Annotated in this window: 21 protein-coding genes; all 21 read left to right on the top strand. The window is 68.8% G+C overall.

Annotation, left to right across the window (positions count from 1 at the left end):
• Nucleotides 1-51: 51 nt before the first annotated feature.
• The 21 genes from mraZ (at nt 52) to recN (ending at nt 25,253) form a co-directional block, all read left to right on the top strand.
• Nucleotides 52-525 carry a division/cell wall cluster transcriptional repressor MraZ gene (gene mraZ / locus MTBLM5_RS16510; protein ID WP_173977153.1) on the top strand — a complete coding sequence of 158 codons (474 nt, stop codon included), beginning with the start codon at nt 52-54 and terminating at the stop codon, nt 523-525.
• Nucleotides 522-1,505 carry a 16S rRNA (cytosine(1402)-N(4))-methyltransferase RsmH gene (gene rsmH / locus MTBLM5_RS16505; protein ID WP_173977152.1) on the top strand — a complete coding sequence of 328 codons (984 nt, stop codon included), beginning with the start codon at nt 522-524 and terminating at the stop codon, nt 1,503-1,505. The genes mraZ and rsmH overlap by 4 nt, the downstream gene beginning before the upstream one ends.
• Nucleotides 1,502-2,068 carry a cell division protein FtsL gene (locus MTBLM5_RS16500; RefSeq protein ID WP_173977151.1) on the top strand — a complete coding sequence of 189 codons (567 nt, stop codon included), beginning with the start codon at nt 1,502-1,504 and terminating at the stop codon, nt 2,066-2,068. The genes rsmH and MTBLM5_RS16500 overlap by 4 nt, the downstream gene beginning before the upstream one ends.
• Entirely contained in the window at nt 2,065-3,819 is a 1,755-nt protein-coding gene (locus tag MTBLM5_RS16495; RefSeq protein ID WP_173977150.1) for a penicillin-binding protein 2, read from the top strand. Before MTBLM5_RS16500 ends, MTBLM5_RS16495 begins: the two co-directional genes overlap by 4 nt.
• Nucleotides 3,803-5,227 (top strand): UDP-N-acetylmuramoyl-L-alanyl-D-glutamate--2,6-diaminopimelate ligase, encoded by a 1,425-nt coding sequence (locus MTBLM5_RS16490; protein ID WP_254431100.1) that lies wholly within the window; start codon nt 3,803-3,805, stop codon nt 5,225-5,227. Before MTBLM5_RS16495 ends, MTBLM5_RS16490 begins: the two co-directional genes overlap by 17 nt.
• Nucleotides 5,224-6,600 carry a UDP-N-acetylmuramoylalanyl-D-glutamyl-2,6-diaminopimelate--D-alanyl-D-alanine ligase gene (locus MTBLM5_RS16485; protein WP_173977149.1) on the top strand — a complete coding sequence of 459 codons (1,377 nt, stop codon included), beginning with the start codon at nt 5,224-5,226 and terminating at the stop codon, nt 6,598-6,600. The genes MTBLM5_RS16490 and MTBLM5_RS16485 overlap by 4 nt, the downstream gene beginning before the upstream one ends.
• Nucleotides 6,601-6,607: 7 nt before the next feature.
• A complete protein-coding gene (gene mraY / locus MTBLM5_RS16480; RefSeq protein ID WP_173977148.1) occupies nt 6,608-7,696 on the top strand; it encodes a phospho-N-acetylmuramoyl-pentapeptide-transferase in 1,089 nt (362 codons plus the stop codon).
• A gap of 6 nt (nt 7,697-7,702) precedes the next feature.
• Entirely contained in the window at nt 7,703-9,049 is a 1,347-nt protein-coding gene (gene murD / locus MTBLM5_RS16475) for a UDP-N-acetylmuramoyl-L-alanine--D-glutamate ligase (protein WP_173977147.1), read from the top strand.
• Entirely contained in the window at nt 9,046-10,173 is a 1,128-nt protein-coding gene (gene ftsW / locus MTBLM5_RS16470) for a putative lipid II flippase FtsW (protein WP_173977146.1), read from the top strand. Before murD ends, ftsW begins: the two co-directional genes overlap by 4 nt.
• On the top strand, nt 10,170-11,285 hold the full coding sequence (gene murG / locus MTBLM5_RS16465) for an undecaprenyldiphospho-muramoylpentapeptide beta-N-acetylglucosaminyltransferase (RefSeq protein WP_173977145.1): 1,116 nt from the start codon (nt 10,170-10,172) through the stop codon (nt 11,283-11,285). Before ftsW ends, murG begins: the two co-directional genes overlap by 4 nt.
• Nucleotides 11,282-12,706 (top strand): UDP-N-acetylmuramate--L-alanine ligase, encoded by a 1,425-nt coding sequence (gene murC, locus MTBLM5_RS16460; RefSeq protein WP_173977144.1) that lies wholly within the window; start codon nt 11,282-11,284, stop codon nt 12,704-12,706. Before murG ends, murC begins: the two co-directional genes overlap by 4 nt.
• Nucleotides 12,706-13,629, top strand: a complete 924-nt coding sequence (murB, locus tag MTBLM5_RS16455; RefSeq protein WP_173977284.1) for a UDP-N-acetylmuramate dehydrogenase — start codon at nt 12,706-12,708, stop codon at nt 13,627-13,629. The genes murC and murB overlap by 1 nt, the downstream gene beginning before the upstream one ends.
• Nucleotides 13,626-14,546, top strand: coding sequence for a D-alanine--D-alanine ligase (locus tag MTBLM5_RS16450; protein ID WP_173977143.1), 921 nt, complete (start codon nt 13,626-13,628; stop codon nt 14,544-14,546). The genes murB and MTBLM5_RS16450 overlap by 4 nt, the downstream gene beginning before the upstream one ends.
• Complete coding sequence (locus MTBLM5_RS16445; protein WP_173977142.1) at nt 14,534-15,499, top strand: cell division protein FtsQ/DivIB; 966 nt, start codon at nt 14,534-14,536, stop codon at nt 15,497-15,499. The genes MTBLM5_RS16450 and MTBLM5_RS16445 overlap by 13 nt, the downstream gene beginning before the upstream one ends.
• A gap of 1 nt (nt 15,500) precedes the next feature.
• Nucleotides 15,501-16,736, top strand: a complete 1,236-nt coding sequence (gene ftsA, locus MTBLM5_RS16440) for a cell division protein FtsA (protein ID WP_173977141.1) — start codon at nt 15,501-15,503, stop codon at nt 16,734-16,736.
• Between the two features lie 59 nt (nt 16,737-16,795).
• Nucleotides 16,796-18,523, top strand: coding sequence for a cell division protein FtsZ (gene ftsZ, locus MTBLM5_RS16435; RefSeq protein WP_173977140.1), 1,728 nt, complete (start codon nt 16,796-16,798; stop codon nt 18,521-18,523).
• A gap of 276 nt (nt 18,524-18,799) precedes the next feature.
• Nucleotides 18,800-19,726, top strand: coding sequence for a UDP-3-O-acyl-N-acetylglucosamine deacetylase (gene lpxC, locus MTBLM5_RS16430; protein ID WP_173977283.1), 927 nt, complete (start codon nt 18,800-18,802; stop codon nt 19,724-19,726).
• A 185-nt stretch (nt 19,727-19,911) separates the two neighbouring features.
• Nucleotides 19,912-20,718 carry a CbbQ/NirQ/NorQ/GpvN family protein gene (locus MTBLM5_RS16425; RefSeq protein WP_173977139.1) on the top strand — a complete coding sequence of 269 codons (807 nt, stop codon included), beginning with the start codon at nt 19,912-19,914 and terminating at the stop codon, nt 20,716-20,718.
• On the top strand, nt 20,705-22,696 hold the full coding sequence (locus MTBLM5_RS16420; RefSeq protein WP_173977138.1) for a nitric oxide reductase activation protein NorD: 1,992 nt from the start codon (nt 20,705-20,707) through the stop codon (nt 22,694-22,696). Before MTBLM5_RS16425 ends, MTBLM5_RS16420 begins: the two co-directional genes overlap by 14 nt.
• 63 nt (nt 22,697-22,759) lie before the next feature.
• On the top strand, nt 22,760-23,578 hold the full coding sequence (locus MTBLM5_RS16415) for an outer membrane protein assembly factor BamD (protein ID WP_173977137.1): 819 nt from the start codon (nt 22,760-22,762) through the stop codon (nt 23,576-23,578).
• Between the two features lie 7 nt (nt 23,579-23,585).
• Nucleotides 23,586-25,253 (top strand): DNA repair protein RecN, encoded by a 1,668-nt coding sequence (gene recN, locus MTBLM5_RS16410; protein ID WP_173977136.1) that lies wholly within the window; start codon nt 23,586-23,588, stop codon nt 25,251-25,253.
• Nucleotides 25,254-25,422 lie beyond the last annotated feature (169 nt).

Here is a 25,422-nt window from a genome sequence, read left to right as displayed (position 1 = left end):
TCGGCAGGGGGGATTGGGGCAACGGGCTTTTCGGTAGGCGGATATCGGGGGATGGGGCTTTTCCTCTCCACATTCGTAAACAAGGTTGACCGCAAGGGCCGGGTATCGGTCCCGGCGAGCTTCCGCGCGACCTTGTCCGTCCAGCCCTTCCAGGGGATCATCGCCTATCGCTCGTTCGCCCATGCCTGCATCGAAGGTTGCGGCATGGACTTCATGGAGCGGCTGTCCGACAGCGCCCAGAACCTCGACGCCTTCTCGCCCGAACAGGACGATCTGTCGGCCCTGATCTTCGCCGACGCCCGCCAGCTGGCCTGGGACCCCGAGGGCCGCATCCTGCTGCCCGAGGATGTGATGGCCCATGCCGGCATCACCGAATCCTGCGCCTTCGTCGGCAAGGGCCAGACCTTCCAGATCTGGGAACCCGAAAGCTACCGCGCGGCCGAGGCGGAAATCCGCGCCCGCGCCCTGGCCAACCGCCCCACCCTGCCCTTGAGGCCCAAGGCTCCGTCGCAGGAGCCGCGATGACCGCCCCCGCTCCCGCCCCGGACTCGGAATCCATCCCCCACATCCCGGTCCTGCTGGACGAGGTGCTGGCCAGCCTGGCCCCGCTGAGTGGCGGCGTGTTCGTCGACGGCACCTTCGGGGCCGGCGGCTATTCCCGCGCCCTGCTGGGGCAAGGGGCCGCCCGGGTGATCGGCATCGACCGCGACCCCGACGCCGTCGCCAACGGCCGCGCCCTGCCCGAGGCGGCCAGCGGCCGCCTGACCGTGCTGGCCGGCCGCTACGGCGACATGGACCGCCTGCTGGCCGAGCATGGGATCGGCTCGGTCGATGGCATCGCCCTGGATATCGGGGTGTCGTCGATGCAGATCGACCAGGCCGAACGGGGGTTCTCGTTCGCCAAGGACGGCCCGCTGGACATGCGGATGGAGCAGGCCGGCCCGTCGGCCGCCGACGTGGTCAACAATGCGTCGGAAGGCGAACTGGCCGACATCATCTTTCATCTGGGCGAGGAACGGCACGCCCGCCGGGTCGCCCGCGCCATCGTCGCCGCCCGCGCCGACAAGCGGTTCGAGCGCACCTCGGACCTGGCCGAGGTGGTGCGCCGGGCGGTGCGCAAGGGCAACGACACCATCGACCCGGCGACGCGCACCTTTCAGGCCTTGCGCATCCACGTCAATGACGAGCTGGGCGAACTGAGCCGCGGCCTGGCCGCCGCCGAGCGGCTGCTGGCCCCGGGCGGCCGCCTGGCGGTGGTGACCTTTCATTCGCTCGAGGACCGCGCGGTCAAGACCTTCATGAAGCGCCGCTCGGGCGTGGTCGAGGGGGCGTCGCGCCATCTGCCGATGCAGGCCGCCGGGCCCGCCCCCACCTTCACCCTGCTGACCCGCAAGGCGGTTGCCGCCGGCCCGGCCGAACAGGCGCGCAATCCGCGCTCGCGCTCGGCCAAGCTGCGGACCGCCATCCGGACCGGAGCCCCGGCCTGGGAAGGAGGCGACGCATGATCAAGGGATTGGGAACCAGCCTGTTGCTGGCCGCCATCGCCGGTGTTCTGGGTGTCGGCCTATTCTTCGTCAAGCACGAGGTCCGCGACCAGGAAGCCCGCCTGGCCGAGCTGAACCGCGAGATCCAGCGCAACCAGGAAGAAATCCACGTCCTGAAGGCGGAATGGAGCTATCTGAACGACCCGGCCCGCCTGCGCCAGCTGTCCGAAAAGTTCCTGTCCATGCGGGTGATGGCGCCCAGCCAGATCACCTCGCTGACCCCGGCCCGCAAGGAGCCGACCGCCACCGCCGCCCTGGCCGCCCCCAAGCCCGCCCCGGTCCAGATGGGCAAAAGCGAACCGGGCAAGAGCGAGCCGGGCCGCCCCGCCCCCAAGACCGACCCGGTCAAGCCCGCCGCCACCAAGCCGCCGCCGGTCATGCCGCCGCCCCCCTCGGTCCTGGCCGCCTCGCCGGTACCGGCGCCGCAGCCGCCCCGGCCGGCACCCCAGCCGCCCGGCCGCACCATCATCATCCAGTCGCCCGCCCTGGCCCAAACCCCCGATGGACCGGGAGGGCTGCGATGAGCCTGTTCGCGCGCAAGCCCCCCACGCCCCTGATGCATGCCGGCGAGGACCTGCAAAACGGTCCCGCCGCTTTGTATCTGGACGGCGTTCGCATGCGCGCCCTGGAAACCAGCCGTGGCCGTCTGGTCGCCACCGTCGCCGTCTTCACCGTCATCTTCGGCGTCATCGGCGCGCGCATGGTCGATGTCGCCGTGCTGGATTCCAATCCGGCCCGCCCACGCGCGCTGCCCCACGCCCGCATCGACGGCGTCGAAATGGAACGCGGCGACATCGTCGACCGCAACGGCATCATCCTGGCCACCAGCCTGCCCACCGTGTCGCTGTACGCCCGCCCGCACGAAGTGCCCGACGCCCAGGAAGCGGTCGACAAGCTGGCCCGCGTGCTGCCCGACCTGGACAAGGCGGAAGTCCGCGCCCGGCTGGGCAACGGCAAGAGCTTCGCCTATCTGCGCCGCAACCTGACGCCCCGGCAGCAATACGACGTCAATGCCTTGGGCATTCCCGGACTTTACTTCGAGAAGGGCGAGCGCCGGGTCTATCCGCACGGTTCGCTGGTCGCCCACGCCGTCGGCATGACCGACATCGACAACAAGGGCATCGCCGGCATCGAGAAGCGCTTCGATGCGGGCCTGCGGTCCAGCGCCGAGCCGGTGCGGCTGTCCCTGGACATCCGCGTCCAGACCCTGGTCAGGAACGAACTGCAAAAGGCGGTCGAGACCTTCCGCGCCCAGGGCGCCACCGGCATGGTGATGGACATCCATACCGGCGAGATGCTGGCGATGGTCAGCCTGCCCGATTTCGACCCCAACGACCCGCCGGCCGGGGCCAACGACGCCTTGTTCAACCGCGCCACCAAGGGCGCCTACGAGATGGGCTCGACCTTCAAGCTGTTCAACACGGCGATGGCGCTGGAAAGCGGCCGGGTCAACCTGCATTCCAGCTTCGATGCCACCCGCCCGTTGAAGTACGGCAGCCACGAGATCCACGACGACCATGCCCTGAACCGCTGGATGACCGTCCCGGAAATCCTGGTCCATTCGTCGAACATCGGCTCGGCCCGCATGGCTTTGGAAGCCGGCACCGAGTTCCAGCGCTCGTTCATGGGCCGCATCGGCATGCTGCAGACGCCCACCATCGAACTGCCCGAGGTCGGCGCCCCGATGGTTCCCAGCCCGTGGCGCGAGATCAACACCATCACCATCTCGTTCGGTCACGGCCTGTCGGTGACGCCGATCCAACTGGTTTCCGGCGCGGCGGCCCTGGTCAATGGCGGCATCTTCCGCCCCGCCACCTTGCTGGCCGCCGGCGACGGCCGCGCCATCCCCGGCGAGCGGGTGCTGAAGCCCCGCACCTCGGACCAGATGCGCGCGCTGATGCGCATGGTGGTGACCGACGGCACCGGCAAGAAGGCCGAGGTGGCGGGCTACGACGTCGGCGGCAAGACCGGCACCGCCGAGAAGGCCGCCCATGGCGGCTATAAGAAGAAGGCGGTGTTGTCGTCCTTCGTCGCCGCCTTCCCGATGGACGCGCCGCGCTATGTGGTTGTCGCCATGATCGACGAGCCGCAGGGCACCAAGGAAACCTATGGCTTCATCACCGCCGGCTGGACGGCTGCCCCGGCCGCCGGGCGCATCATCGCCCAACTGGCGCCGATGATGGGCATCGCGCCCAAGGCCACGCCCGAGCCGACCATTGCCGCCCGCCCCGCCACGTCCGGCCACGGGAGGGGCGATCTTGCCGCAACTCGCTGAGCTGATCGCCGGTTGGACCGGCGCCAACCCCACCATCACCGGCCTGACCGCCGATTCGCGCAAGGTCGCGCCCGGCTTCCTGTTCGCCGCCCTGCCCGGCACCAAGGCCGATGGCCGCGCCTTCATCGACCGCGCCATCAAGGCCGGCGCGGTGGCGATCCTGGCCCCCGAAGGTACCCCCGCCCCGGACGGCGCGATCCTGGTTCCCCACCCCGAGCCGCGCCGCGCCTTCGCCCTGGCGGCGGCCGCCTTCCACGGTCGCCAGCCGGCCCACATGGCCGCCGTCACCGGCACCAACGGCAAGACCTCGACCGCCAATTTCGCCCGCCAATTGTGGCGATCCCTGGGCTACCCTGCCGCCGCCCTGGGCACCCTGGGGGTGATCGCCGAGGATTGGCCCAACAGCGGCAGCCTGACCACCCCCGACCCGGCCGACCTGCACGCCACCCTGGCCGGCCTGGCCGACCATGGAATCACCCATGCCTGCATGGAGGCGTCCAGCCACGGCCTGACCCAGTTCCGCCTGGATGGCGTCCGGCTCGAGGCCGCCGCCTTCACCAACCTGACCCGCGACCATCTGGATTATCACGGCACCATGGAGGAATACGGCGCCGCCAAGCTGCGCCTGTTCACCGAATTGCTGCCGCCCACCGGCACCGCCATCATCAACGCCGACAGCCCCGTCGCCGACCTGTTCCTGAAGGCCGCCAAGACTCGCGGCCAGCCGATCCTGGCCTTTGGCGCCAACGGCGCCGATCTGCGCCTGAAGGCGGCGCTCGCCGCCCCCGACGGTCAGGTCCTGGAACTCGACATCCTGGGCCGTCCCGCCCGCATCCATCTGAAGCTGGCCGGCACCTTCCAGGCCGCCAACGCTCTGGCCGCCCTGGGCCTGGTCATCGCCTGCGGCGCCGATGCCGTCGCCGCCACCGCCGCCCTGGGAGGGCTGGAGGGCGTGCCGGGTCGCTTGCAGCCGGTGGCGCCCTCGATCTTCGTCGATTACGCCCACACCCCCGACGCCCTGGAAACCGTGCTGACTGCGCTGCGCCCCCACGCCCATGGCCGCCTGGTGGTGGTGTTCGGCTGCGGCGGCGACCGCGACCCCGGCAAGCGGGGCCAGATGGGGGCCATCGCCGCCCGTCTGGCCGATCGCGTCATCATCACCGACGACAATCCCCGCACCGAGGCCGCCGCCCCCATTCGCGCCGCCATCCTGGCCGCCTGCCCCGGCGCGGTCGAAATCGCCGACCGCAGCAAAGCCATCCGCGCCGCCATTGACGGTATGGAAGCGGGCGACGTGCTGGTGGTAGCCGGCAAGGGCCACGAGCAGGGCCAGATCGTCGGCACCGAAATCCTGCCCTTCGACGATTCCACCGAATGCCGGGCCGCCCTGGACAGGAGGGGCGCATGACGCTGTGGAGCTCGGCCGAGGTTCGCGCCGCTACCGGCGGCACCGCCCGGGGTCCCGCCTGGGAAGCCTGCGGCGTGTCGATCGATTCGCGCACCATCGCCAAGGCCGACCTGTTCATCGCCCTGGCCGGCCCCAGCCATGACGGCCACGACCACGTCAAGGCCGCCATCGAGGCCGGTGCCGCCGCCGCCCTGGTTCACCGAATCCCCGAAGGCTGCGACAATCTGCCGCTGGTGGTGGTCAAGGACACCATGGAGGGCTTGCGCGACCTGGGCCGGGCCGCGCGCGCCCGCTCGGCCGCTTCCGTCTGCGCGGTGACCGGCTCGGTCGGCAAGACCGGCACCAAGGAAATGCTGGCCGTGGCGCTGGCGCCCCAGGGCAAGACCCACTGGTCGGTGGGCAGCTTCAACAATCATTGGGGCGTGCCGCTGTCCCTGGCCCGCATGCCGCGCGATGCCCGCTTCGGCGTGTTCGAACTGGGCATGAACCATCCCGGCGAGATCACCCCGCTGGTCGCCATGGTCCGCCCCCATGTGGCCATCATCACCACCGTCGAGGCGGTGCATTCGGCCTTCTTCGCCTCGACCGAGGACATCGCCGACGCCAAGGCGGAAATCTTCTCGGGGATCGAACCCGGCGGCACCGCGTGCCTGAACCGCGACAACCGCCATTTCCGCCGCCTGGCCAAGGCGGCCGGCAACATCACCATCCGCACCTTCGGCAGCCATATCGAAGCCGACGCCCGCCTGCTGGACTGCGCCGTCGATCCCGACGAGACCGCGATCTTCGCCCTGCTGGAAGACCATCCGGTGGCCTACCGCGTCGGCGTCCCCGGCCTGCATTGGGGCATGAACTCGCTCGCCGTGCTGCTGGCGGTCAAGGCCTTGGGCGCCGACCCGCTGGAAGCCGCCCGTTCCCTGGCCGCCATGAAGGCCCCCAAGGGCCGGGGCGAGCGCCACCGCATCGCCATCGGCGCCGGCAATTTCGAGCTGATCGACGAATCCTACAATGCCAGCCCGGTCTCGATGAAGGCGGCGATCGCCACACTGGCCGCGGCCCGCCCGGCCAAGGGGGCGCGCCGCATCGCCATCCTGGGCGACATGCTGGAACTGGGTGATTCCGGGCCTGAACTGCATGCCGACCTGGCAGGGGCCGTCGCCACCTGGAACATCGATCTGGTCGCCTGCGCCGGCCCCTTGATGCGCCACCTGTCCGACGCCCTGCCCGAAGACAAGCGCGGCCCCGCGGCCGGGTCCTCGGCCGAGTTGGCGCCGCTGATCAAGGGCCTGGTCAAGGCCGGAGACGTGGTGATGGTCAAGGGCTCGGCCGGCAGCCGCATGGGCCTGATCGTCAAGACCTTGCTGGAGGGATGAGGGAAAGATGCTCTACAACCTGCTCTACCCCCTGGCCGACGATTATCAGGTCTTCAACCTGTTCAAGTACCTGACCTTCAGGACCGGCGGCGCCGTGCTGACCGCCCTGGTGGTCGCCTTCCTGATCGGGCCGGGCCTGATCCAGTGGCTGCGCAAGTGGCAAAAGCAGGGCCAGCCGATTCGCGCCGACGGGCCGGAATCGCACCTTCTGACCAAGAAGGGCACGCCGACCATGGGCGGCTTCCTGATCCTGATCGCCCTGGTGGTCGCCACGCTTCTGTGGGCCGACCTTCGGTCCCACTATGTTTGGATCGTCTTGCTGGTCACCTTGGGCTACGGCCTTCTGGGCTTCCTGGACGACTTCCTGAAAGTGTCGAAGAAGAACCCCAAGGGCCTGCCCGGCAAGGCCAAGCTGGCCGGCCAGATCGCCATCGCCCTGATCGCCGCCTGGTGGGTGTATGCCATTCAGCGCGAACCGCTGGCCGGCTCGCTGGCGGTGCCCTTCCTCAAGGGCGTGCTGCTTCAATTGGGGTGGTTCTTCGTGCCCTTCGCGGTGTTCGTCATCATCGGCGCCTCGAACGCCGTCAACCTGACCGACGGGCTGGACGGCCTGGCCATCGTCCCGGTGATGATCGCCGCCGGCGTGTTCGCCCTGATCAGCTATCTGGTCGGCCACGCGGTGTTCGCCAACTATCTGCAGATCCATTACGTCCCCGGCTCGGGCGAACTGGCGGTGTTCTGCGGCGCCCTGGTCGGGGCCGGCCTGGGTTTCCTGTGGTTCAACGCGCCGCCGGCCATGGTGTTCATGGGCGACACCGGCTCGCTGTCCATGGGCGGCGCGCTGGGCGCCATCAGCGTGGTGACCAAGCATGAATTGGTCCTGGCCATCGTCGGCGGCCTGTTCGTGCTGGAAACGGTGTCGGTGATCGTCCAGGTCGCCAGCTTCAAGCTGACCGGCAAGCGGGTGTTCCGCATGGCGCCCCTGCACCATCACTTCGAAAAGAAGGGCTGGGCCGAACCGACCGTGGTCATCCGTTTCTGGATCATCGCCGGCATCCTGGCGCTGGTCGGCCTGTCCACCTTGAAGCTGAGGTAGGCCACGATGATCACGGTCTCGCAACTGAAGGGCAAGCGGGTGGCGGTGATGGGGCTGGGCAAGTCCGGCATCGCCACCGCCAAGGCGTTGCTGGCCTCGGGCGCGGGCGTGATGGCCTGGGACGACAATGAAGGGGCGCGCCGCATCGCCGCCGAGGAAGCCATCCCCGTCGCCGACCTTCTGGCCATCGACATCGCCAAGGCCGACCTTGTGGTGTGGAGCCCGGGCATCCCCCACACCTTCCCCCACCCCCACCCCCTGGCGGAAAAAGCCCGCGCGGCCGGCGTGCCGGTAGTGTGCGACGTCGAATTGCTGGGCTGGGCCAAGACAGCCAACCGCATCCTGGCGGTGACCGGCACCAACGGCAAAAGCACCACCACCACCCTGCTGGCCCACGTGCTGGCCGCCAACGGCATTTCCGTCGCCGCCGGCGGCAATCTGGGCACCGCCGCCCTGGACCTGCCCGATCTGGAAGGCGACGGCCGCTATGTGCTGGAGCTGTCGTCCTATCAGCTGGAACTGGTCGATCGCCTGCAGGTGTCGGCCGGCGTCCTGCTGAACGTCACCCCCGACCATCTGGGCCGCCATGGCGGCATGGAAGGCTATATCGCCGCCAAGCGCCGCCTGTTCGACCTTTTGATCCCCGGCGGGGCCGCGGTGATCGGCATCGATGACGGCCCCGGCCGGGCGATGTCGGCGCAATTGATGGCCATGGGCCTTCGGGTGGTGCCGATCTCGGCCCAGAAGGTGCTGGACAACGGCATCTCGGCGCCTGACGGGGTGCTGCTGGATCACGGCCGCGCCGTCTGCGACCTGCGCGACATTCCCACCCTGCCCGGCAGCCACAATTGGCAGAACGCCTGTGCCGTCTATGCGCTTGCCCGGGCCGACGGCCTGCTGCCCAAGGACATCGCCTCGGCCTTGGTCACCTATCCCGGCCTGGCGCATCGCCAAGAGCGGGTCGCGGTGATCGACGGCGTCACCTGGATCAACGATTCCAAGGCGACCAACGCCGACGCCGTCGAGAAGGCGCTGGTGTGCTACGAGGACATTCATTGGATCGTCGGCGGCCAGGCCAAGGAAGGCGGCATCAAGAGCCTGGAGAAGTATTTCGACCGCATCAAGCACGCCTATCTGATCGGCGAGGCTGCCGCCGATTTCGCCAAGATTCTCGACGGCAAGGTCCCCTATAGCCAGTGCGGCGAGCTGATCATCGCCGTCAAGTCGGCCCACGCCCACGCCGAACCGGGCGACACCGTGCTGTTAAGCCCGGCTTGCGCCTCGTGGGACCAGTTCAAGAGCTTCGAGCATCGGGGCGAGGTCTTCCGTGATCTGGTGGAGGGCCTGAAATGAGCTTCGGCCGCACCGATACCTCGATCCTGGGCCGCTGGTGGTGGACCGTCGACCGCTGGACCATCGCCGCCCTGCTGACGCTGGCCGGCATCGGCCTGCTGCTGACCATGGCCGCCAGCCCGGCGGTGGCCGACCGAATCGGTGCCGAGCCCTTCCACTTCATCCGTCGCCAGTTCATCTTCCTGGTGCCGGCCCTGACGGTGATGCTGGCGGTGTCGCTGATGAGCCCGCGCCAGGTTCGGCGCCTGGGCGTGATCGGCTTCGGGGCCGCGCTGGTGCTGCTGGTGGCGGTGCTGTTCCTGGCCCCCGAAGTCAAGGGCTCGACCCGCTGGCTCAACATCGCCGGCATCTCGATCCAGCCGTCGGAATTCGTCAAGCCGACCTTCGCCATCGTCTCGGCCTGGATGTTCGCCGAAAGCCGGCTGAACCCGGGCTTCCCCGGTCGCGCCGTCGCCTGCTTCCTGTTCGTCTTGACCGCCTTGCTGCTCTTGCGGCAGCCCGACGTCGGCCAGACCCTGGTGGTGACCGCCATCTGGGGCACCCAATTCTTTCTGGCCGGCCTGCCGATCGTGCTGGTGGTCGCGCTGGGAGCCTTGGGCGCGGTGGGCGCGGTCGGGGCCTATTTCATGTTCCCGCACGTGCAAAGCCGGATCGACCGCTTCATCGACCCCTCGGCCGGCGACGGCGCCTATCAGGTCACCACCGCGCTGAACGCGCTGAAAAGCGGCGGGCTGTTCGGCCGCGGCCCCGGCGAAGGCCGGGTCAAGCTGGTGCTGCCCGACGCCCATACCGACTTCATCCTGGCCGTGGCCGGCGAGGAATTCGGCATCATCTTGTGCCTGGCGGTGCTGGCGCTGTTCGCCTTCGTGGTGCTGCGCGGCCTGACCCGCGTGATGCACGAAGAGAATCTGTTCGTGGTGCTGGCCTCGGCCGGCCTGTTGGTGCAGTTCGGCCTGCAGGCCATCGTCAACATGGCATCCACCCTGCGCCTGATGCCGACCAAGGGCATGACCCTGCCGTTCATTTCCTATGGCGGCTCGTCGATGCTGGCCCTGGCGCTGGGCATGGGCATGCTGCTGGCACTGACCCGCAAGCGCTATGGCTCCGAGGAGTTCGAGCGATGAGCGCGCCCTTGGCCCTGCTGGCGGCCGGCGGTACCGGCGGTCACGTCTTCCCGGCCGAAGCGCTGGCGGCGACGCTGATCGAGCGCGGCTGGCGCCTGGGCCTGGTCACCGACCGGCGCGGCCAGGCCTATGGCGGCACGCTGGGCGCCATCGACACCTGGCGAATCCATGCCGGCGCCATCGCCGGGCGCGGCATCCTTGCCCGCATCAAGGCCGCCGCCGCCCTGGGAACTGGAATCATCCAGGCCCGCGCCCTGCTGAAGCGCGTCCGGCCCGATGCCGTTATCGGCTTCGGCGGCTATGCCTCGGTGCCGACCATGGTCGCCGCCGCCATGTTGGGCCTGCCGACCGTGCTGCACGAACAAAACGGCGTGCTGGGCCGCGCCAACCGTCTGCTGGCCGGCCGGGTCCGCGCCATCGCCACCTCGTATGCCAAGGTAGCGCACCTGGATTTGGCCTGGGCCGCCAAGGTCACCCAGACCGGCATGCCGGTGCGCCCGCAGGTCGCGCTCTTGCGCGACGCCGCCTATCCGGCGCTGGATGCCGGCTCGCCCATCAGCCTGCTGGTGCTGGGCGGCAGCCAGGGCGCGCGCATCCTGTCCGAGGTGGTGCCCGCCGCGCTGAAGGCCCTGCCCCAGGCCTTGCGCTCGCGCATCCGCATCTCGCAGCAATGCCGGCCCGAGGATCTGGATGGGGTACGCACCGCCTATGCCGGCAGCGGCATCGACGCCACCCTGGACAGCTTCTTCGCCGATGTGCCCGAGCGCCTGGCCGCCGCCCATCTGGTCATCGCCCGATCCGGCGCCTCGACCATGGCCGAGCTGACCTGCCTGGGCCGGCCGGCGATTCTGGTGCCCTATCCCCACGCCGTCGATGACCACCAGACCGCCAATGCCCGCGCCCTGGACGAGGTCGGCGGCGCCTGGCTGATGCCGCAGACCGACTTCTCGGCCGCCACCCTGGCCGCCCGCCTGGAATCCTTGTTCGCGCAACCCGGCACCCTGGCCCGCGCCGCCGGTTGTGCCCGCGCCGCCGGCCGCCCCGACGCCGCCCTTCGGCTGGCCGATCTGGTCATCTCTCTTTCGCCCCCTTCCAAGGAGTCGCGTCCATGAGGACGATGCCGCTGTCCATCGGCACCATTCATTTCGTCGGCATCGGCGGCATCGGCATGTCCGGCATCGCCGAAATCCTGCTGAACCTGGGCTATAGCGTCCAAGGCTCGGATATCGCCGACAATTACAACGTCGATCGCCTGCGCAAGAAGGGCGCCACCGTCGAGATCGGCCACAAGGCCGAGAATCTGGGCGACGCCCGCGTGGTGGTGGTGTCGTCGGCTGTCAAGTCCGACAATCCCGAGCTGGTCGCCGCCCGGGCCAAGATGGTGCCGGTGGTGCGCCGCGCCGAGATGCTGGCCGAGCTGATGCGCCTGAAGACCGCCATCGCCATCGGCGGCACCCACGGCAAGACCACCACCACCTCGCTGATCGCCGCCCTTCTGGATGCGGCGCAGTTGGACCCCACCGTCATCAATGGCGGCATCATCAACGCCTATGGCACCAACGCCCGCCTGGGAGCCAGCGAGTGGATGGTGGTCGAGGCCGACGAATCCGACGGGTCCTTCACCAAGCTGCCCTCGACGGCGGTGATCGTCACCAACATCGACCCCGAGCACATGGACCATTACGGCAGCTTCGACAAGCTGCGCGACGCCTTCCGCACCTTCGTCGAGAACATCCCGTTCTACGGCTTCGCCGCCATGTGCATCGACCATCCGGAAGTGCAGACGCTGATTTCGCGGGTGCCCGACCGCAAGATCGTCACCTACGGCTTCTCGCCCCAGGCCCTGGTGCGCGCCACCAACGTCAAGATCGGCCCGGGCGGCGCGCGCTTCGACGTGGTGGTCAACGACCGCGTCACCGGCAAAAGCCGGGTGATCGACGATGTCCGCCTGCCGATGTATGGCGAGCACAACGTCCTGAACGCCCTGGCCGCCGTGGTGGTGGCCAACGAACTGGGCCTGGCCAACGACGTGGTCAAGAAGGCGCTGGGCGGCTTCTCGGGCGTCAAGCGCCGCTTCACCAAGACCGGCGAGGCCAAGGGCATCACCGTCATCGACGATTACGGCCATCACCCGGTCGAGATCGCCGCCGTGCTGAAAGCCGCCCGTTCGGCATCGACCGGCAATGTCGTCGCCGTGGTCCAGCCGCACCGTTATTCGCGCCTGTCCAGCCTGTTCAACGAGTTCTGCACCTGCTTCAACGACGCCGACACCGTGATCGTCGCCGACGTCTATGCCGCCGGCGAGCAGCCGATGGAAGGCTTCGACAAGAACGCCCTGGTCGCCGGCCTGCAGGAGCGCGGCCACCGCAACGTCCTGGCCCTGCAAAGCCCGGCCGAGCTGGCCCCGATGGTCCGCTCGATCGCCAAGAAGGGCGACATGGTGGTGTGCCTGGGTGCCGGCAACATCACCCAATGGGCGCACGCCTTGCCGGCCGAGCTGGATGCCCTGCCGGTCCCGGAGGGCGCCGAATGATGACCGCCCGCAAGGCCACCCACTGGACCCAGGATCTGCCGCCGCTGAAGGGACGCGTCGCCTTCGACGCGCCCCTGGCCGGCTTGACCTGGTTCCGGGTCGGCGGCCCTGCGGAAATGCTGTTCCGTCCCGCCGACGAAGACGACCTGGCCACGCTTCTGGCGGCCCTGCCGCCCGAGGTGCCGGTGACCGTGGTCGGCGTCGGCTCGAACCTGTTGATCCGTGACGGCGGCGTACCGGGCGTGGTGGTGCGCCTGGCCAGCCCGTTCGCCGACATCCGCATCGACGGCCCCCGCATCGAGGTGGGCGCCGGTGCCCTGGACCTGACCGTTTCCAAGCATGCCTGCGATGCCGGCCTGGCCGGGCTGGAGTTCCTGTCCGGCGTGCCCGGCACCATCGGCGGCGCGCTGCGCATGAATGCCGGCGCCTTCGGCGGCGAAATGAAGGACGTCACCCTGTCGGCCGTCACCATGGACCGCCAGGGCCGCATCCAGCGCCTGAGCGGCGCAGAATTGGGCTTTTCCTACCGCCATTGCGCCGTCCCGGAAGATGTCGTCTTCCTGTCGGCGGTGCTGGAAGGAACGCCCGGCGACGCGGCCGAGATCGCCGCCCGCATGGAGGCGATCCGCACCGCGCGCGAGGACAGCCAGCCCCAGAGGGTGCGCACCGGCGGCTCGACCTTCGCCAACCCGCCGGGCGCCAAGGCGTGGGAACTGATCGACAAGGCCGGCTGCCGGGGCCTGGCCATCGGCGGCGCCAGCGTGTCGGAAAAGCACTGCAATTTCCTTTTGAACAACGGCACCGCCACCGCCGCCGACATCGAGGCGCTGGGCGACGAGGTCCGCCGCCGCGTCCACGAGACCAGCGGCATCGAACTGAAATGGGAAATCCGCCGCATCGGATCCAAGGGAGAAAAAGCATGAGCCGCCGCGTCACCGTGCTGATGGGAGGGGCGTCCGCCGAGCGCGAGGTGTCGTTGCGTTCGGGCGCCGCCGCCGCCGAGGCGCTGCGCCAGGCCGGATTTGCCGTCACCACGATCGATGCCGTCCGCGACCCCGCCAAGCTGATCACCGACATCGCCGCCACCCGCCCCGACGTGGTGTTCAACGCCCTGCACGGCCGCTTCGGCGAGGATGGCTGCGTCCAGGGCGTGCTGGACCTGATGGGCGTGCCCTATACCCATTCCGGCCTGCTGGCCTCGGCCGCCGCCATGGACAAGGCCTTCGCCCGCACTCTGTTCGCCCAGGCCGGCATCCCGGTGGCCGAGGGCCGCGTGGTCAAAAAGGGCGAGGTCCAGGGCGACCCCATGCCCCGGCCCTATGTGGTCAAGCCGCTGAACGAGGGCTCGTCGGTCGGCGTCTATATCCTGAAGGACGGCGACAATCGCGATCCCTTGAAGGATTGGCCGTTCGAGGCCAGCCAGGTCCTGGTCGAGGCCTTCATCCCCGGCCGCGAGCTGACGGTGGCGGTGATGGGCGACCGTGCCCTGGGGGCGCTGGAAATCACCTCGGAACGCGGCTTCTACGATTACGACGCCAAATATGCCCCGGGCGGGTCGCGCCACATCATGCCGGCACCGATCCCCGAAGAGGATTACGCCGACGCCTGCGCCCTGGCCCTGAAGGCCCATCAGGTGCTGGGCTGCCGGGGGGTGTCGCGCACCGACCTGCGCTATGACGACACCCACCCGCACCAGGCGCCCAAGCTTTACGTCCTGGAGGTCAACACCCAGCCGGGCATGACCGCCACCTCGCTGGTGCCCGAGATCGCCGCCCATGTCGGCATCTCGTTCCCCGAACTGGTTCGTTGGATGGTGGAGAACGCCGCATGCGACGAATAAGCGACACCGACATCGTCGTCACCTCGGACGACCGCATCCCCGCCTCGATCCAGCCCGAGGCGCGGCCCAAGGCGCGCCGTGTCAACCCCGACGCCCGCAAGGCCGGCGAGGCCAAGCCGGCCCGGCCCAAGCGCCGCATGCGCCTGCCGAAATTCGCCTTCACGCCCTTGCAGAAGATGGCGGCCGGCGGCGTGGCCATCACCGCCCTGGTGGTGGGCGGCGCCGTGGTGTGGCATTCCGGGATTATCCAGCGCACCACTCAGACCGCCATCGCCGCGGTGATGCAGGCCACCGCCGACGCGGGCTTTCGTCTGACCGACATCACCGTCGCCGGTCGCGGCCGCACCGGCATGGACCAGGTCGCGATCGCCTTGGGGGCGCGCCACGGCGACCCGATCCTGGGGGTCAGCCTGGCCCAGGTGAAGGACCGGCTGGAAGCCATCGCCTCGGTCAAGGCCGCCGCCGTCGAACGCCACCTGCCCGGCGCCCTGCACATCACCCTGACCGAACGCCAACCCATCGCCGTCTGGCAGAACAATGGTGGCCACATCCTGGTCGACAAGGACGGCCACCAGATTCCCGGCTCGGTCGCCGGCTTCGAGCACCTGCCCCTGGTGGTCGGCGACGGCGCCGGCCCGCGCGCCGACGAGGTGCTGACCATGCTGTCCGCCGAGCCGGACATGGCCGCCCGGGTCAAAGCCATCGTCCGCGTCGGCAACCGGCGCTGGAACCTGATGCTGGACGACGTCAAGGACGGCCTGGAGGTGCGCCTGCCGGAAGAAAACGCCGACGCGGCGTGGAAGCGCTTCGCCGAGTTGGAACGCACCCAAAGCTTCGCCGGGCGCAATGTCCGCATGGTCGATCTGCGCACCAGCGACCGGCTGATCCTGAAAACCGAACGGCCGCCTGCGCCTGCGGGCGACGCGCCGAAGCGCAAGGACAACGGAGCCTGACATGAGAGGCGGCCTGATCGCAGCGTTGGACGTCGGCAGTACCAAGGTGTGCTGCTTCCTGGCGCGCGTCCAGGAGGACGGGGCGCCGCGCATCGTCGGCATCGGCCACCAGCTGGCGCGCGGCATGCGCCTGGGCGCGGTGGTCGACATGGAAGAGCTGGAACATTCGATCCGCGCCTCGGTCGATGCCGCCGAGGACATGGCCGGCGAACGGGCCAGGGCGGTGGTGGTCAACATCTCGGGCGGCGCGCCGGCCTCGACCAACGTCAAGGTCGAGGTGGCGATGAACGGCCACGCCGTCAACGAGGCCGACATCCGCCGCATGCTGGACCATGGCCGAGCCCACCACCACACCGCCGACCGCGAGCTGATCCACGCCATTCCGGTCGATTACACCATCGACGGCACCGAGGGCATCAAGGACCCGCGCGGCATGTACGGCGACCGGCTGGGTGTGGCCATCCACGTCGTCTCGGCGGCGATCGGGCCGGTGCGCAACCTGACCACCGTGGTCCATCGCTGCCATCTGGATATCGAGGCCCGGGTCATCAGCCCCTATGCCGCCGGCCTGGCCTGCCTGGTCGATGACGAGCGGGAACTGGGCGTCACCTGCATCGACATGGGCGGCGGCACCACCTCGATCGCCGTGTTCGTCGGCGGCCAGTTGGTGCACACCGACGTCATTCCCGTCGGCGGCCACCACGTCACCAACGACATCGCCCGCGGCCTGTCGACCCCGGTGTCCTATGCCGAGCGGATGAAGACCCTTTTCGGCTCGTGCATGCCGTCGGCGGCCGACGACCGCGAGATGCTGAAGGTCCCGCTGGTCGGCGAGGACGAGGACGGCGCCTCCAACCAGGTGCCGCGCTCGATGCTGATCCAGATCATCCAGCCGCGCATCGAAGAGACGTTGGAACTGGTGCGCTCGCATCTTGAACATTCGGGCTTCGACAAGATGGCCGGGCGCCGGGTCGTGCTGACCGGCGGCGCCAGCCAGATGCAAGGAGCCCGCGACCTGGCCTCGATGGTCCTGGACAAGCAGGTCCGCCTGGGTCGCCCCGTCGGTTTTCACGGTCTGCCCGAAGCCACCAATGGCCCCGCCTTTTCCAGCTGTGCCGGTCTGATCCGTTACGCCCTGGCCCACCAGCCCGTCGCCAAGACGGGCCGCAAGGGCGGAAGTGACGAGGAAGGATCGGGCTGGGGCCGGTTCGGTCAGTGGCTGAAACGGAATTTCTAGCGTCATTGAGATTAACCAAGGGCCACAAATATGGGCCCACCAAGCGCGGAGGTATGAACATGCTGACCTTTCTTCCCGGGGCGGCCAACGAGCTGAAGCCCAAGATCACCGTCATCGGCGTCGGTGGCGCCGGCGGCAATGCCGTCAACAACATGATTTCGTCGAAGCTGGAAGGCGTCGAGTTCATCGTCGCCAATACCGACGCCCAGGCGATCACCCAGTCGCGCACCGAGCGCCGCATCCAGCTGGGCACCGCCATCACCCAAGGCCTGGGCGCCGGCTCGCGTCCCGAAATCGGCCGCGCGGCGGCCGAGGAAAGCCTGGAAGAGGTGATCGGCCAGATCGCCGGCGCCAACATGGTGTTCATCACCGCCGGCATGGGCGGCGGCACCGGCTCGGGCGCCGCCCCGGTCATCGCGCGGGCCGCCCGCGACCAGGGCATCCTGACCGTCGGCGTGGTGACCAAGCCGTTCCACTTCGAGGGCGCGCACCGCATGCGCACCGCCGAAGGCGCCATCGAGGAACTGTCGGCCTATGTCGATACCTTGATCATCATCCCCAACCAGAACCTGTTCCGCGTCGCCACCGAGCGCACCACCTTCGCCGACGCCTTCAAGATGGCCGACGACGTGCTGTATTCCGGCGTGCGCGGCGTCACCGACCTGATGATCATGCCCGGCCTGATCAACCTGGACTTCGCCGACATCCGCACCGTGATGAGCGAAATGGGCAAGGCCATGATGGGCACCGGCGAGGCCGAGGGCGACAAGCGCGCCATCGCGGCGGCCGAGGCGGCCATCTCGAACCCGCTGCTGGACGACACCTCGATGAAGGGCGCCAAGGGCGTGCTGATCAACATCACCGGCGGCATGGACATGACCCTGTTCGAGGTCGATGAAGCCGCCAACCGCATCCGCGACGAGGTCGATCCCGACGCCAACATCATCTTCGGCTCGACCTTCGACGAGAAGCTGAACGGCAAGATGCGGGTGTCGGTGGTCGCCACCGGCATCGCCTCGGAAGCCATGGCCGCGCCGAAGCCGACCGTGATCTCGCTGGTCGGCGGCAACACCGCTCCGGTCGCTCAGCAACGCGTCGCGCCGCAGGCCCCGCAGCCGGCCTTCCGTCCGACCGTGGTCACCGCCGCCCAGACCGCCCCGGCCCAACAGCCGGTCGCCCGCCCGGCGCCCCAGGCCGCCGCCGCCGCCCCGACGGTCGCCGTCCGGGTCACCCCGGCCGAACGTCCGACCACCCTCGAGATGCCCCTGCCTCAGCCGCAGGCCCGCGCCGAGGCGCAACCCCAGCCGCAGATGCAGGCCCGGCCGCAGCCGCAGCCCGAACCGGTGCACGCCCACCGCGCCGAGTCCGCGCACGCCCAGCGCGCCGAGCCGACCTTCGCCCGCGAGCCGGCCCCGGCGGTCGAGCCGTCCTACGAGGACGAGCCGGCGCATGCCGAGCATCCCGACATGGGCGAATTGGGCCGCACCGTCTCGGGCATCGTCGCCCAGCCGCAGCAGCCGGCGCCGCGCATGACCCACCCGGCCCCGCAGCCGCAGCCGCAGGCCGAACCGCGGCGGGCCGGCGGCCTGTTCGGTTTGCTGAGCAGCCGTCGCCAGCCGCAGCAACCGCCGCAGCAGCCGCAGCCGCAGCAACGCGTCGAACCCCGCGCCAATCCGGCCCCGCAGGCTCCGCGCATGGGGGCTCCGGCCGCCCATTCCGAGCCGACCATCGGCCGTGATTCCGGTGACCTGGACATCCCTGCCTTCCTGCGCCGTCAGGCCAACTAGGCAAGGTTGATCCGCGCTTGATATCGACTTGACCCGACGACCGCCGCCAAGGTGGCGGTCGTCGGGTTCCTCTTTCGCCGGAACCGCCTTTGCTGCGGTGTAACAAAGCGAAACAATGATTGATTTGAGGCCTGGACCCCCAAGAGCTAGTGTTTGAGCGTCGAAACCAAAGCCCGGGATCAACCGGGGCGATAAGGGGTTAAAGACGTGAAGTTCATCGCCGCCGACGTGGTCTCCGCCTTCCAGCCCGCCCCCGAGCTTTCCGACCGTACCGCGTTGCGCCAGCGCACGCTGAAGACCGCCATCAGCTGCACGGGCGTCGGCCTGCATTCCGGCGCCAAGGTCACCATGACCCTGATGCCCGCCGAAGCCGATACCGGCATCCGTTTCCGCCGCACCGACGTCAAGGGCCAGGGCGCCATCGTGCCGGCCTTGTGGTCGCATGTCGGCGACACCCGCATGAATTCCTGCCTGGTCAACGAAGACGGCGTCCAGATCGGCACCGTCGAGCATCTGATGAGCGCGCTGGCCGGCTCGGGCATCGACAATTGCCTGATCGAGATCAACGGCGCCGAGGTGCCGGTGATGGACGGCTCGGCCGCCCCCTTCCTGTTCCTGATCGAATGCGCCGGCACCGTCGAACTGGCCGCGCCGCGTCGCGCCATCCGCATCCTGAAGCGCGTGTCGGTGACCGATGGCGACAAGACCGCCACCTTCACCCCCGCCGCCGGCTTCAAGGTCCGCTTCGACATCGATTTCGCCAGCCAGGCCATCGCCCAGCAAAGCTTGGCGCTGGCCGTGACCAAGGGCTCGTTCAAGTCCGAGATCAGCCGGGCCCGCACCTTCGGCTTCGAGCAGGAAGTCGCCTACTTGCGCGCCAACGGCCTGGCCCGCGGCGGCTCGCTCGACAATGCCGTGGTGATCGACAGCACCGGCACCAAGGTCCTGAACGATGACGGCCTGCGCTATGGCGACGAATTCGTCCGCCACAAGATCCTGGACGCCGTCGGCGACCTGTATTTGGCCGGCGCCCCCATCATCGGCGCCTTCCACGGAATCCGTTCCGGCCACGCCCTGAACAACCGCCTGCTGAAGGCCCTGTTCGCCGACCAGACCGCCTGGGCCTGGACCACCATCGCGCCGGGTTCGGCCGCCGCCAACGGCATGAACGCCACCGAAGCCGCCCTGGCCATCGCCGTCTGAAAGTTTCACCTCTCATCCAGGTGAACGAGCGCAGAACCCCCGCCGCCTTCGGACGGCGGGGGTTCTGTTTTAGGGTAGGCTATTCCCACCCGCCCCAAGGAAGTGGTCGGACCACCCGGCGACGGGGAGCTGTTTTAGCCGCGCCGCTGCATTACTGTTGTCGTGCCCCCATCCCGAGGACACCGATGACCGACAGCCGCCGCCAATATCTGATCGACACCGAACCCTTCTACCGCCCGGCCGGAGCCGAGATCGCCCAGTTCGAGGCGGCCTGGAGCCGTCGCCTGCCGGTGATGCTGAAAGGCCCGACCGGCTGCGGCAAGTCGCGCTTCGTCGAGCACATGGCCTGGCGCCTGGGCCAGCCGCTGATCACTGTGGCCTGCAACGAGGACGTCACCGCGTCGGATCTGGTCGGCCGCTATCTGCTGGATGCCGACGGCACACGCTGGCAGGACGGCCCGCTGACGGTGGCGGCGCGCATCGGCGCCATCTGCTATCTGGACGAGATCGTCGAGGCCCGCCAGGACACCGTGGTCGCCATTCACCCGCTGACCGACCATCGCCGGGTTCTGCCGCTGGACAAGAAGGGCGAACTGGTGCGCGCCCATCCCGACTTCCACTTGGTCATTTCCTACAATCCCGGCTACCAGAGCCTGATGAAGGACCTGAAGCAATCGACCAAGCAACGCTTCACCGGGCTGGATTTCGATTATCTGCCGGCCGAGGCGGAAGCCTCGATCGTCGCCGCCGAGGGCGGCATCGAAACGGCCCTGGCCGCCCGGCTGGTCGATGTCGCCGCCAAGGCCCGCGCCTTGAAGGGCCATGGCCTGGACGAGGGCGCCTCGACCCGCCTGCTGGTCTATGCCGCCCAACTGATCGCGGCCGGCATGAGCCCGCCCGACGCCTGCGCCATGGCCATGGTGCGGCCGCTGACCGACGATCCCGACATCCGCGCCACCCTGGCCCATGCGATCGACCTTGCCTTCGCCTGATCCCGGCGGCCCCGGCGCCGACACCGCCCGCTATCTGTCGGAAATCCCCGACCTGGCCCATCTGGCGCCGGTCTTCCTGGACTGCCTGCCGGGCGTGGCGGCCCGCCTGGGCTCGGACCAGGAGGTCAGGGCCTGGTGCGACCTCGTCAAGCGGATGACCCACCAGGCGCGCGGCGGCCTGGCGCCGCTGCTGCACCACGCGCCGCGCTTGCTGGAAGTGGTCACCTTCGACGGTCTGCTGGCCTGGACCCAGTTCGGCATCGACGCCTACCGCCAGCAGCCGTTCCAGGTCCACCTCTATTTCAACCTGGAGACCGCCGATTCCCACGCCGCCCTGCAAAAGCAGCGACGCGGACTCTTGCTGGCCGATATCGAGCGCCAGCTGCGCCTGACCCTGCGGGCGTTCTGGGGCGAAGATTGCGCCATCCACCCCTTCACCCAATGGGGCGACCCGACGCGGCGCCAGTTCCCCCATCTCGACAAACTGGGCTTCCACCTGCCCGACGTGATCGATCATGCGAGCGCCCTGGATATCTACCGCGCCACCATCGCCCATCTGGCCGCCCACAAGCGCTGGAGCCGGCCGTTCATGGCCGACAATTTCAGCCAGTTGCAGCATCTGGCCATCGAGTGTTTCGAGGATGCCCGCGTCGAGACCCTGGCCCGGGGCCTCCATCCCGGCCTGGGCCGGCTGTTTTTGTCCCTGCATCCCCGGCCGCTTGCCGGGTCGGTGCCGCCCGGCTGGAACCCGATCCGCCATGTCCTGACCCGGTTGTCGCTGGCCCTGCTGGACCCCGACCACCAGGCCTGCGATGCGGTCCTGGCCGAGTTCGCCGCCCGCTTTCAGGCCGAAATCGCCGCCGACCCCCATGACCCGCAATTGGCGGTGCGATTGGGCGTGGCCCTGCTGCCCCGCATCCGCACCGCCGATTTCGCCCTGGCCAGGATCTGGTTCGACGACACCATCGCCCTCTATCGCGACGACAATCGCTTCCTGTGGCAGTTCCTGGAAGACACCGACAGCAAGGACGATTTCCATTCCGACCACGGCACCGCCCCTCCGCCCGAGACCGAGGCGCTGGTCGCGCCGGTCCACTGGCCGGAATGGGATTATCGCCGGGCCGAATACCGCCCCGAATGGACCACCGTCTTCGAGGCGCCGCCGCCGGCCGGCGACCCCGCCCCCATCGCCCGGATGCTGGATCGTCACGCCGACACCGCCAAACGCCTGAAGCGGGTGATCGACCGCCTGAAGCCCCAGAACCGCCGCCGCATCCGTCACCAGGCCGAGGGCGACGATATCGATCTCGACCAGGCGATCACCGCCCTGATCGACCGCCGCGCCGGCCTGTCCCCCGACACCCGCATCCACCAAAGCCACGTCCCGGCCGGGCGCAATATCGCCGTCCTGGTCCTGCTGGACCTGTCGCACTCGCTGAACGACCGCGTCGCCGGATCGGACCAGACATTGCTGACCTTGGCGCAGGAAGCCACCGCCTTGCTGGCCTGGGCCATCGAACAATTGGGCGACAGCTTCGCGGTCGCCGGCTTCGCCTCGAAGACCCGGCTCGACGTGCGCTACATGCCCATCAAGTCCTTCACCGAGCCTTGGTCGGATCTGGCCCAGGGCCGGCTGGCCGCCGCCCAGGCCGGAATGGCCACCCGCATGGGCGCGGCCCTGCGCCACGCCGGCCACCACCTGGATGCCCGGCGCGAGGACAAGAAGCTGGTGTTGCTGGTGTCGGACGGCGAGCCGGCCGACATCGACGAGGACGACGAGGACACCCTGAAGTGGGACACCCACAAGGCGGTCGGCGAACTGCATGCACGAGGCATCCACACCTTTTGCATGACGGTGGACACCAAGGCCGATTCCTATATCGCCGACATCTTCGGCGAGAACGGCTTCGCGGTGATCGATCAGGTCGAGCGCCTGCCCGAGAAACTGACGGCGGCCTTTCTGTCGCTGACGCGCTGAGCCTCTTCCTTGCGGCCGACAGCGTGCTATAGTCCGGCACCACCCCTTGTGTCTTGGGATTCCATGAGCCGCGCCCTGTCCCGTACCGCCGCCTTCGCCCTGATCGCCGCCTCGCTGGCGTTTTCGGCCTGCTCCGACAAGAAGGACGATTACGTCGAGCGCCCGGTCGAGGAGCTCTACAACGAGGCGATGGACCTGATCGACAAGAACGAATATTACCGCGCCTCGAAGGCCTTCGAGGAGGTCGAGCGCCAGCACCCCTATTCGGTGTGGGCGACCAAGGCGCAGTTGATGGGCGCCTATGCCCTGTACGAGCGCAACAAGTACGACGACGCCATCATCGGCCTGGACCGCTTCATCCAGCTGCATCCCGGCAACAAGGACGCCGCCTACGCCTATTACCTCAAGGGCCTGTCCTACTACGAGCAGATCACCGACGTCGCCCGCGACCAGAAGATGACCGAACTGGCGCTGAAGGCCCTGCAAGAGGTGATCGACCGTTTCCCCGCCTCGACCTATGCCCGCGATGCCAAGCTGAAGGTCGACCTTGCCCGTGACCACATGGCCGGCAAGGAAATGAACGTCGCCCGCTATTACCAGGGCCGCGAGCATTATCTGGCCGCCCTGAACCGCTTCAAGGCGGTGGTCGAGCAGTACCAGACCACCTCGCACGTCCCCGAGGCCCTGCACCGCATGGTCGAGATCTATCTTGTGCTGGGTCTGACCGACGAGGCCAAGAAGACGGCGGCGGTGCTGGGCCACAATTTCCCCGGCAGCGACTGGTACGAGGATAGCTATTCCTTGCTCAACACCGGCAAGACGGCCGCCTCTGCCAAGAAGGCGGATGAAAAGGGCCGGGGCTGGTTCGGCTGGTTGTGGTAGCGCGACGATGCTGGCGTCGCTGTCGATCCGCGATGTGGTGCTGATCGAAAAGCTGGACCTGGCTTTCGATCCCGGCCTGTCGGTATTCACCGGCGAAACCGGCGCCGGCAAATCGATCTTGCTGGATTCGCTGTCGCTGGCGCTGGGCGCCCGGGCCGATTCCTCGCTGGTCCGCCACGGCAGCGCGCAACTGACCGTGATCGCCGAATTCGACCCGCCGGCCGTCCACCCCGCCCGCGCCATCCTGGCCGAACAAGACATCGACACCGACGGCCAGCCCTTGCTGCTGCGCCGGGTGGTCAGCGCCGACGGCCGCTCGAAGGCCTATGTCAACGATCAGCCGGTCAGCGTCGGCCTGCTTCGGAAGGTCGGCGACGAACTGGTGGAAATCCACGGCCAGTTCGAAAGCCACGGCCTGATGGATCAGGCCACCCATCGGCCGGTGCTGGACGCCTTCGCCGCCAATTCCGGGCAAGTCCAGGCGCTGGGGCAGGTGTGGAACGGATGGCGCCAAGCCGCCCAAGCCCGCATCGAGGCCGAAACCCGCCTTAAGCAGGCCCGGGCCGAGGAAGATTATCTGCGCCACGCCCATGACGAATTGGCCGCCCTGGCCCCCAGACCGGCCGAGGAAGCCCAATTGGCCGAGACCCGGGCCATGCTGCAGCATGGCGAAAAACTGGTCGAGGCCATCAATGCCGCCGGGGCCGCCCTGTCGGGCCGGGCCGAGGTCGAGCAGGCGCTGCGCAGCGCCCAGCGGCTGCTGGAGCGAGTCGCCGACCGCGCCGGGGGCAAGCTTGCCCCGGTGATCGCCGCCCTGGACCGCGCCGCCTTCGAAACCGCCGAGGCCATCGGCCTGCTGGAACGGGTGTCGGCCGAGATCGACCTTGATCCCGGCCGGCTGGAAAAGGTCGAGGAGCGGCTGTTCGCGCTGCGCGCCGCCGCCCGCAAGCATGGCGTCGCCGTCGATGAACTGGCGGCCTTGAAGGACGATCTGGCGTCCCGCCTGGCAGCACTTGATGGCGGCGGCGACGATCTGGCCCGGCTGGCCCGCGCCGAACAGGCGGCCCGCGCCGCCTATGTCGAGGCCGCCCGCCGGCTTTCGGCCACCCGGTCCCAGGCCGCCGCCCTGCTGGACCAGGCGGTCGCCGCCGAATTGCCGCCGTTGAAGCTGGACAAGGCCCGCTTCGTCACCCGCGTCACGACCGCCGCCGAAAGCGCCTGGGGGCCGCACGGCCTGGACGAGATCGAGTTCCTGGTCGCCACCAATCCCGGCAGCCCGCCGGCGCCGCTGGGCAAGGTCGCCTCGGGCGGCGAATTGTCGCGCTTCATGCTGGCCCTGAAGGTGGTGCTGGCCAAGTCGCAGCCGACACCGACCATCGTGTTCGACGAAGTGGATTCCGGCATCGGCGGCGCCGTCGCCGCGGCGGTCGGCGACCGGCTGGCCCGCCTGGGCCAGGGCTTGCAGGTGCTGGTGGTGACCCATTCGCCGCAGGTGGCGGCCCAAGGCGCCCACCATTACCGCGTCGCCAAGCACGAAGCGACGCCCGGCAAGGTGCTGACGGCGGTGGAACGGCTGAGCGCGGCCGAGCGACGCGAAGAGGTCGCCCGCATGCTGGCCGGCGAAAACGTCACCGACCAGGCCCGCGCCGCCGCCGATTCACTGATGAGACTATAGGTCTCGGGGGAACGTCCACCCAGGGGGCGGAAAAGCTCGGCAATCGTGCTCTTTGTCCCCAATCGTCATGGCCAGGGTTGACCCGGCCATCCATGTGGTTGGGACGAAATGCCATTGGAAACAATGAGTTGGTCGGCAGCACGGTAACCGGGGCAAAACCTGTGGCAGA

It is taken from the genome of Magnetospirillum sp. LM-5 (genome assembly GCF_902729445.1).
GTDB lineage: Bacteria > Pseudomonadota > Alphaproteobacteria > Rhodospirillales > Magnetospirillaceae > Magnetospirillum.
This window is presented reverse-complemented; position numbering and strand designations above follow the sequence as displayed.

Excerpts from the sequence above, each read along its gene's own strand:
- recN (WP_173977136.1), top strand. The coding sequence starts at position 23,586 with ATGCTGGCGTCGCTGTCGATCCGCGATGTGGTGCTGATCGAAAAGCTG.
- murC (WP_173977144.1), top strand. The coding sequence starts at position 11,282 with ATGAGGACGATGCCGCTGTCCATCGGCACCATTCATTTCGTCGGCATC.
- ftsZ (WP_173977140.1), top strand. The coding sequence starts at position 16,796 with ATGCTGACCTTTCTTCCCGGGGCGGCCAACGAGCTGAAGCCCAAGATC.
- MTBLM5_RS16495 (WP_173977150.1), top strand. The coding sequence starts at position 2,065 with ATGAGCCTGTTCGCGCGCAAGCCCCCCACGCCCCTGATGCATGCCGGC.
- murG (WP_173977145.1), top strand. The coding sequence starts at position 10,170 with ATGAGCGCGCCCTTGGCCCTGCTGGCGGCCGGCGGTACCGGCGGTCAC.
- ftsA (WP_173977141.1), top strand. The coding sequence starts at position 15,501 with ATGAGAGGCGGCCTGATCGCAGCGTTGGACGTCGGCAGTACCAAGGTG.
- rsmH (WP_173977152.1), top strand. The coding sequence starts at position 522 with ATGACCGCCCCCGCTCCCGCCCCGGACTCGGAATCCATCCCCCACATC.
- MTBLM5_RS16450 (WP_173977143.1), top strand. The coding sequence starts at position 13,626 with ATGAGCCGCCGCGTCACCGTGCTGATGGGAGGGGCGTCCGCCGAGCGC.
- murD (WP_173977147.1), top strand. The coding sequence starts at position 7,703 with ATGATCACGGTCTCGCAACTGAAGGGCAAGCGGGTGGCGGTGATGGGG.
- murB (WP_173977284.1), top strand. The coding sequence starts at position 12,706 with ATGACCGCCCGCAAGGCCACCCACTGGACCCAGGATCTGCCGCCGCTG.
- MTBLM5_RS16485 (WP_173977149.1), top strand. The coding sequence starts at position 5,224 with ATGACGCTGTGGAGCTCGGCCGAGGTTCGCGCCGCTACCGGCGGCACC.
- mraZ (WP_173977153.1), top strand. The coding sequence starts at position 52 with ATGGGGCTTTTCCTCTCCACATTCGTAAACAAGGTTGACCGCAAGGGC.
- ftsW (WP_173977146.1), top strand. The coding sequence starts at position 9,046 with ATGAGCTTCGGCCGCACCGATACCTCGATCCTGGGCCGCTGGTGGTGG.
- MTBLM5_RS16500 (WP_173977151.1), top strand. The coding sequence starts at position 1,502 with ATGATCAAGGGATTGGGAACCAGCCTGTTGCTGGCCGCCATCGCCGGT.
- MTBLM5_RS16445 (WP_173977142.1), top strand. The coding sequence starts at position 14,534 with ATGCGACGAATAAGCGACACCGACATCGTCGTCACCTCGGACGACCGC.
- MTBLM5_RS16425 (WP_173977139.1), top strand. The coding sequence starts at position 19,912 with ATGACCGACAGCCGCCGCCAATATCTGATCGACACCGAACCCTTCTAC.
- MTBLM5_RS16415 (WP_173977137.1), top strand. The coding sequence starts at position 22,760 with ATGAGCCGCGCCCTGTCCCGTACCGCCGCCTTCGCCCTGATCGCCGCC.
- mraY (WP_173977148.1), top strand. The coding sequence starts at position 6,608 with ATGCTCTACAACCTGCTCTACCCCCTGGCCGACGATTATCAGGTCTTC.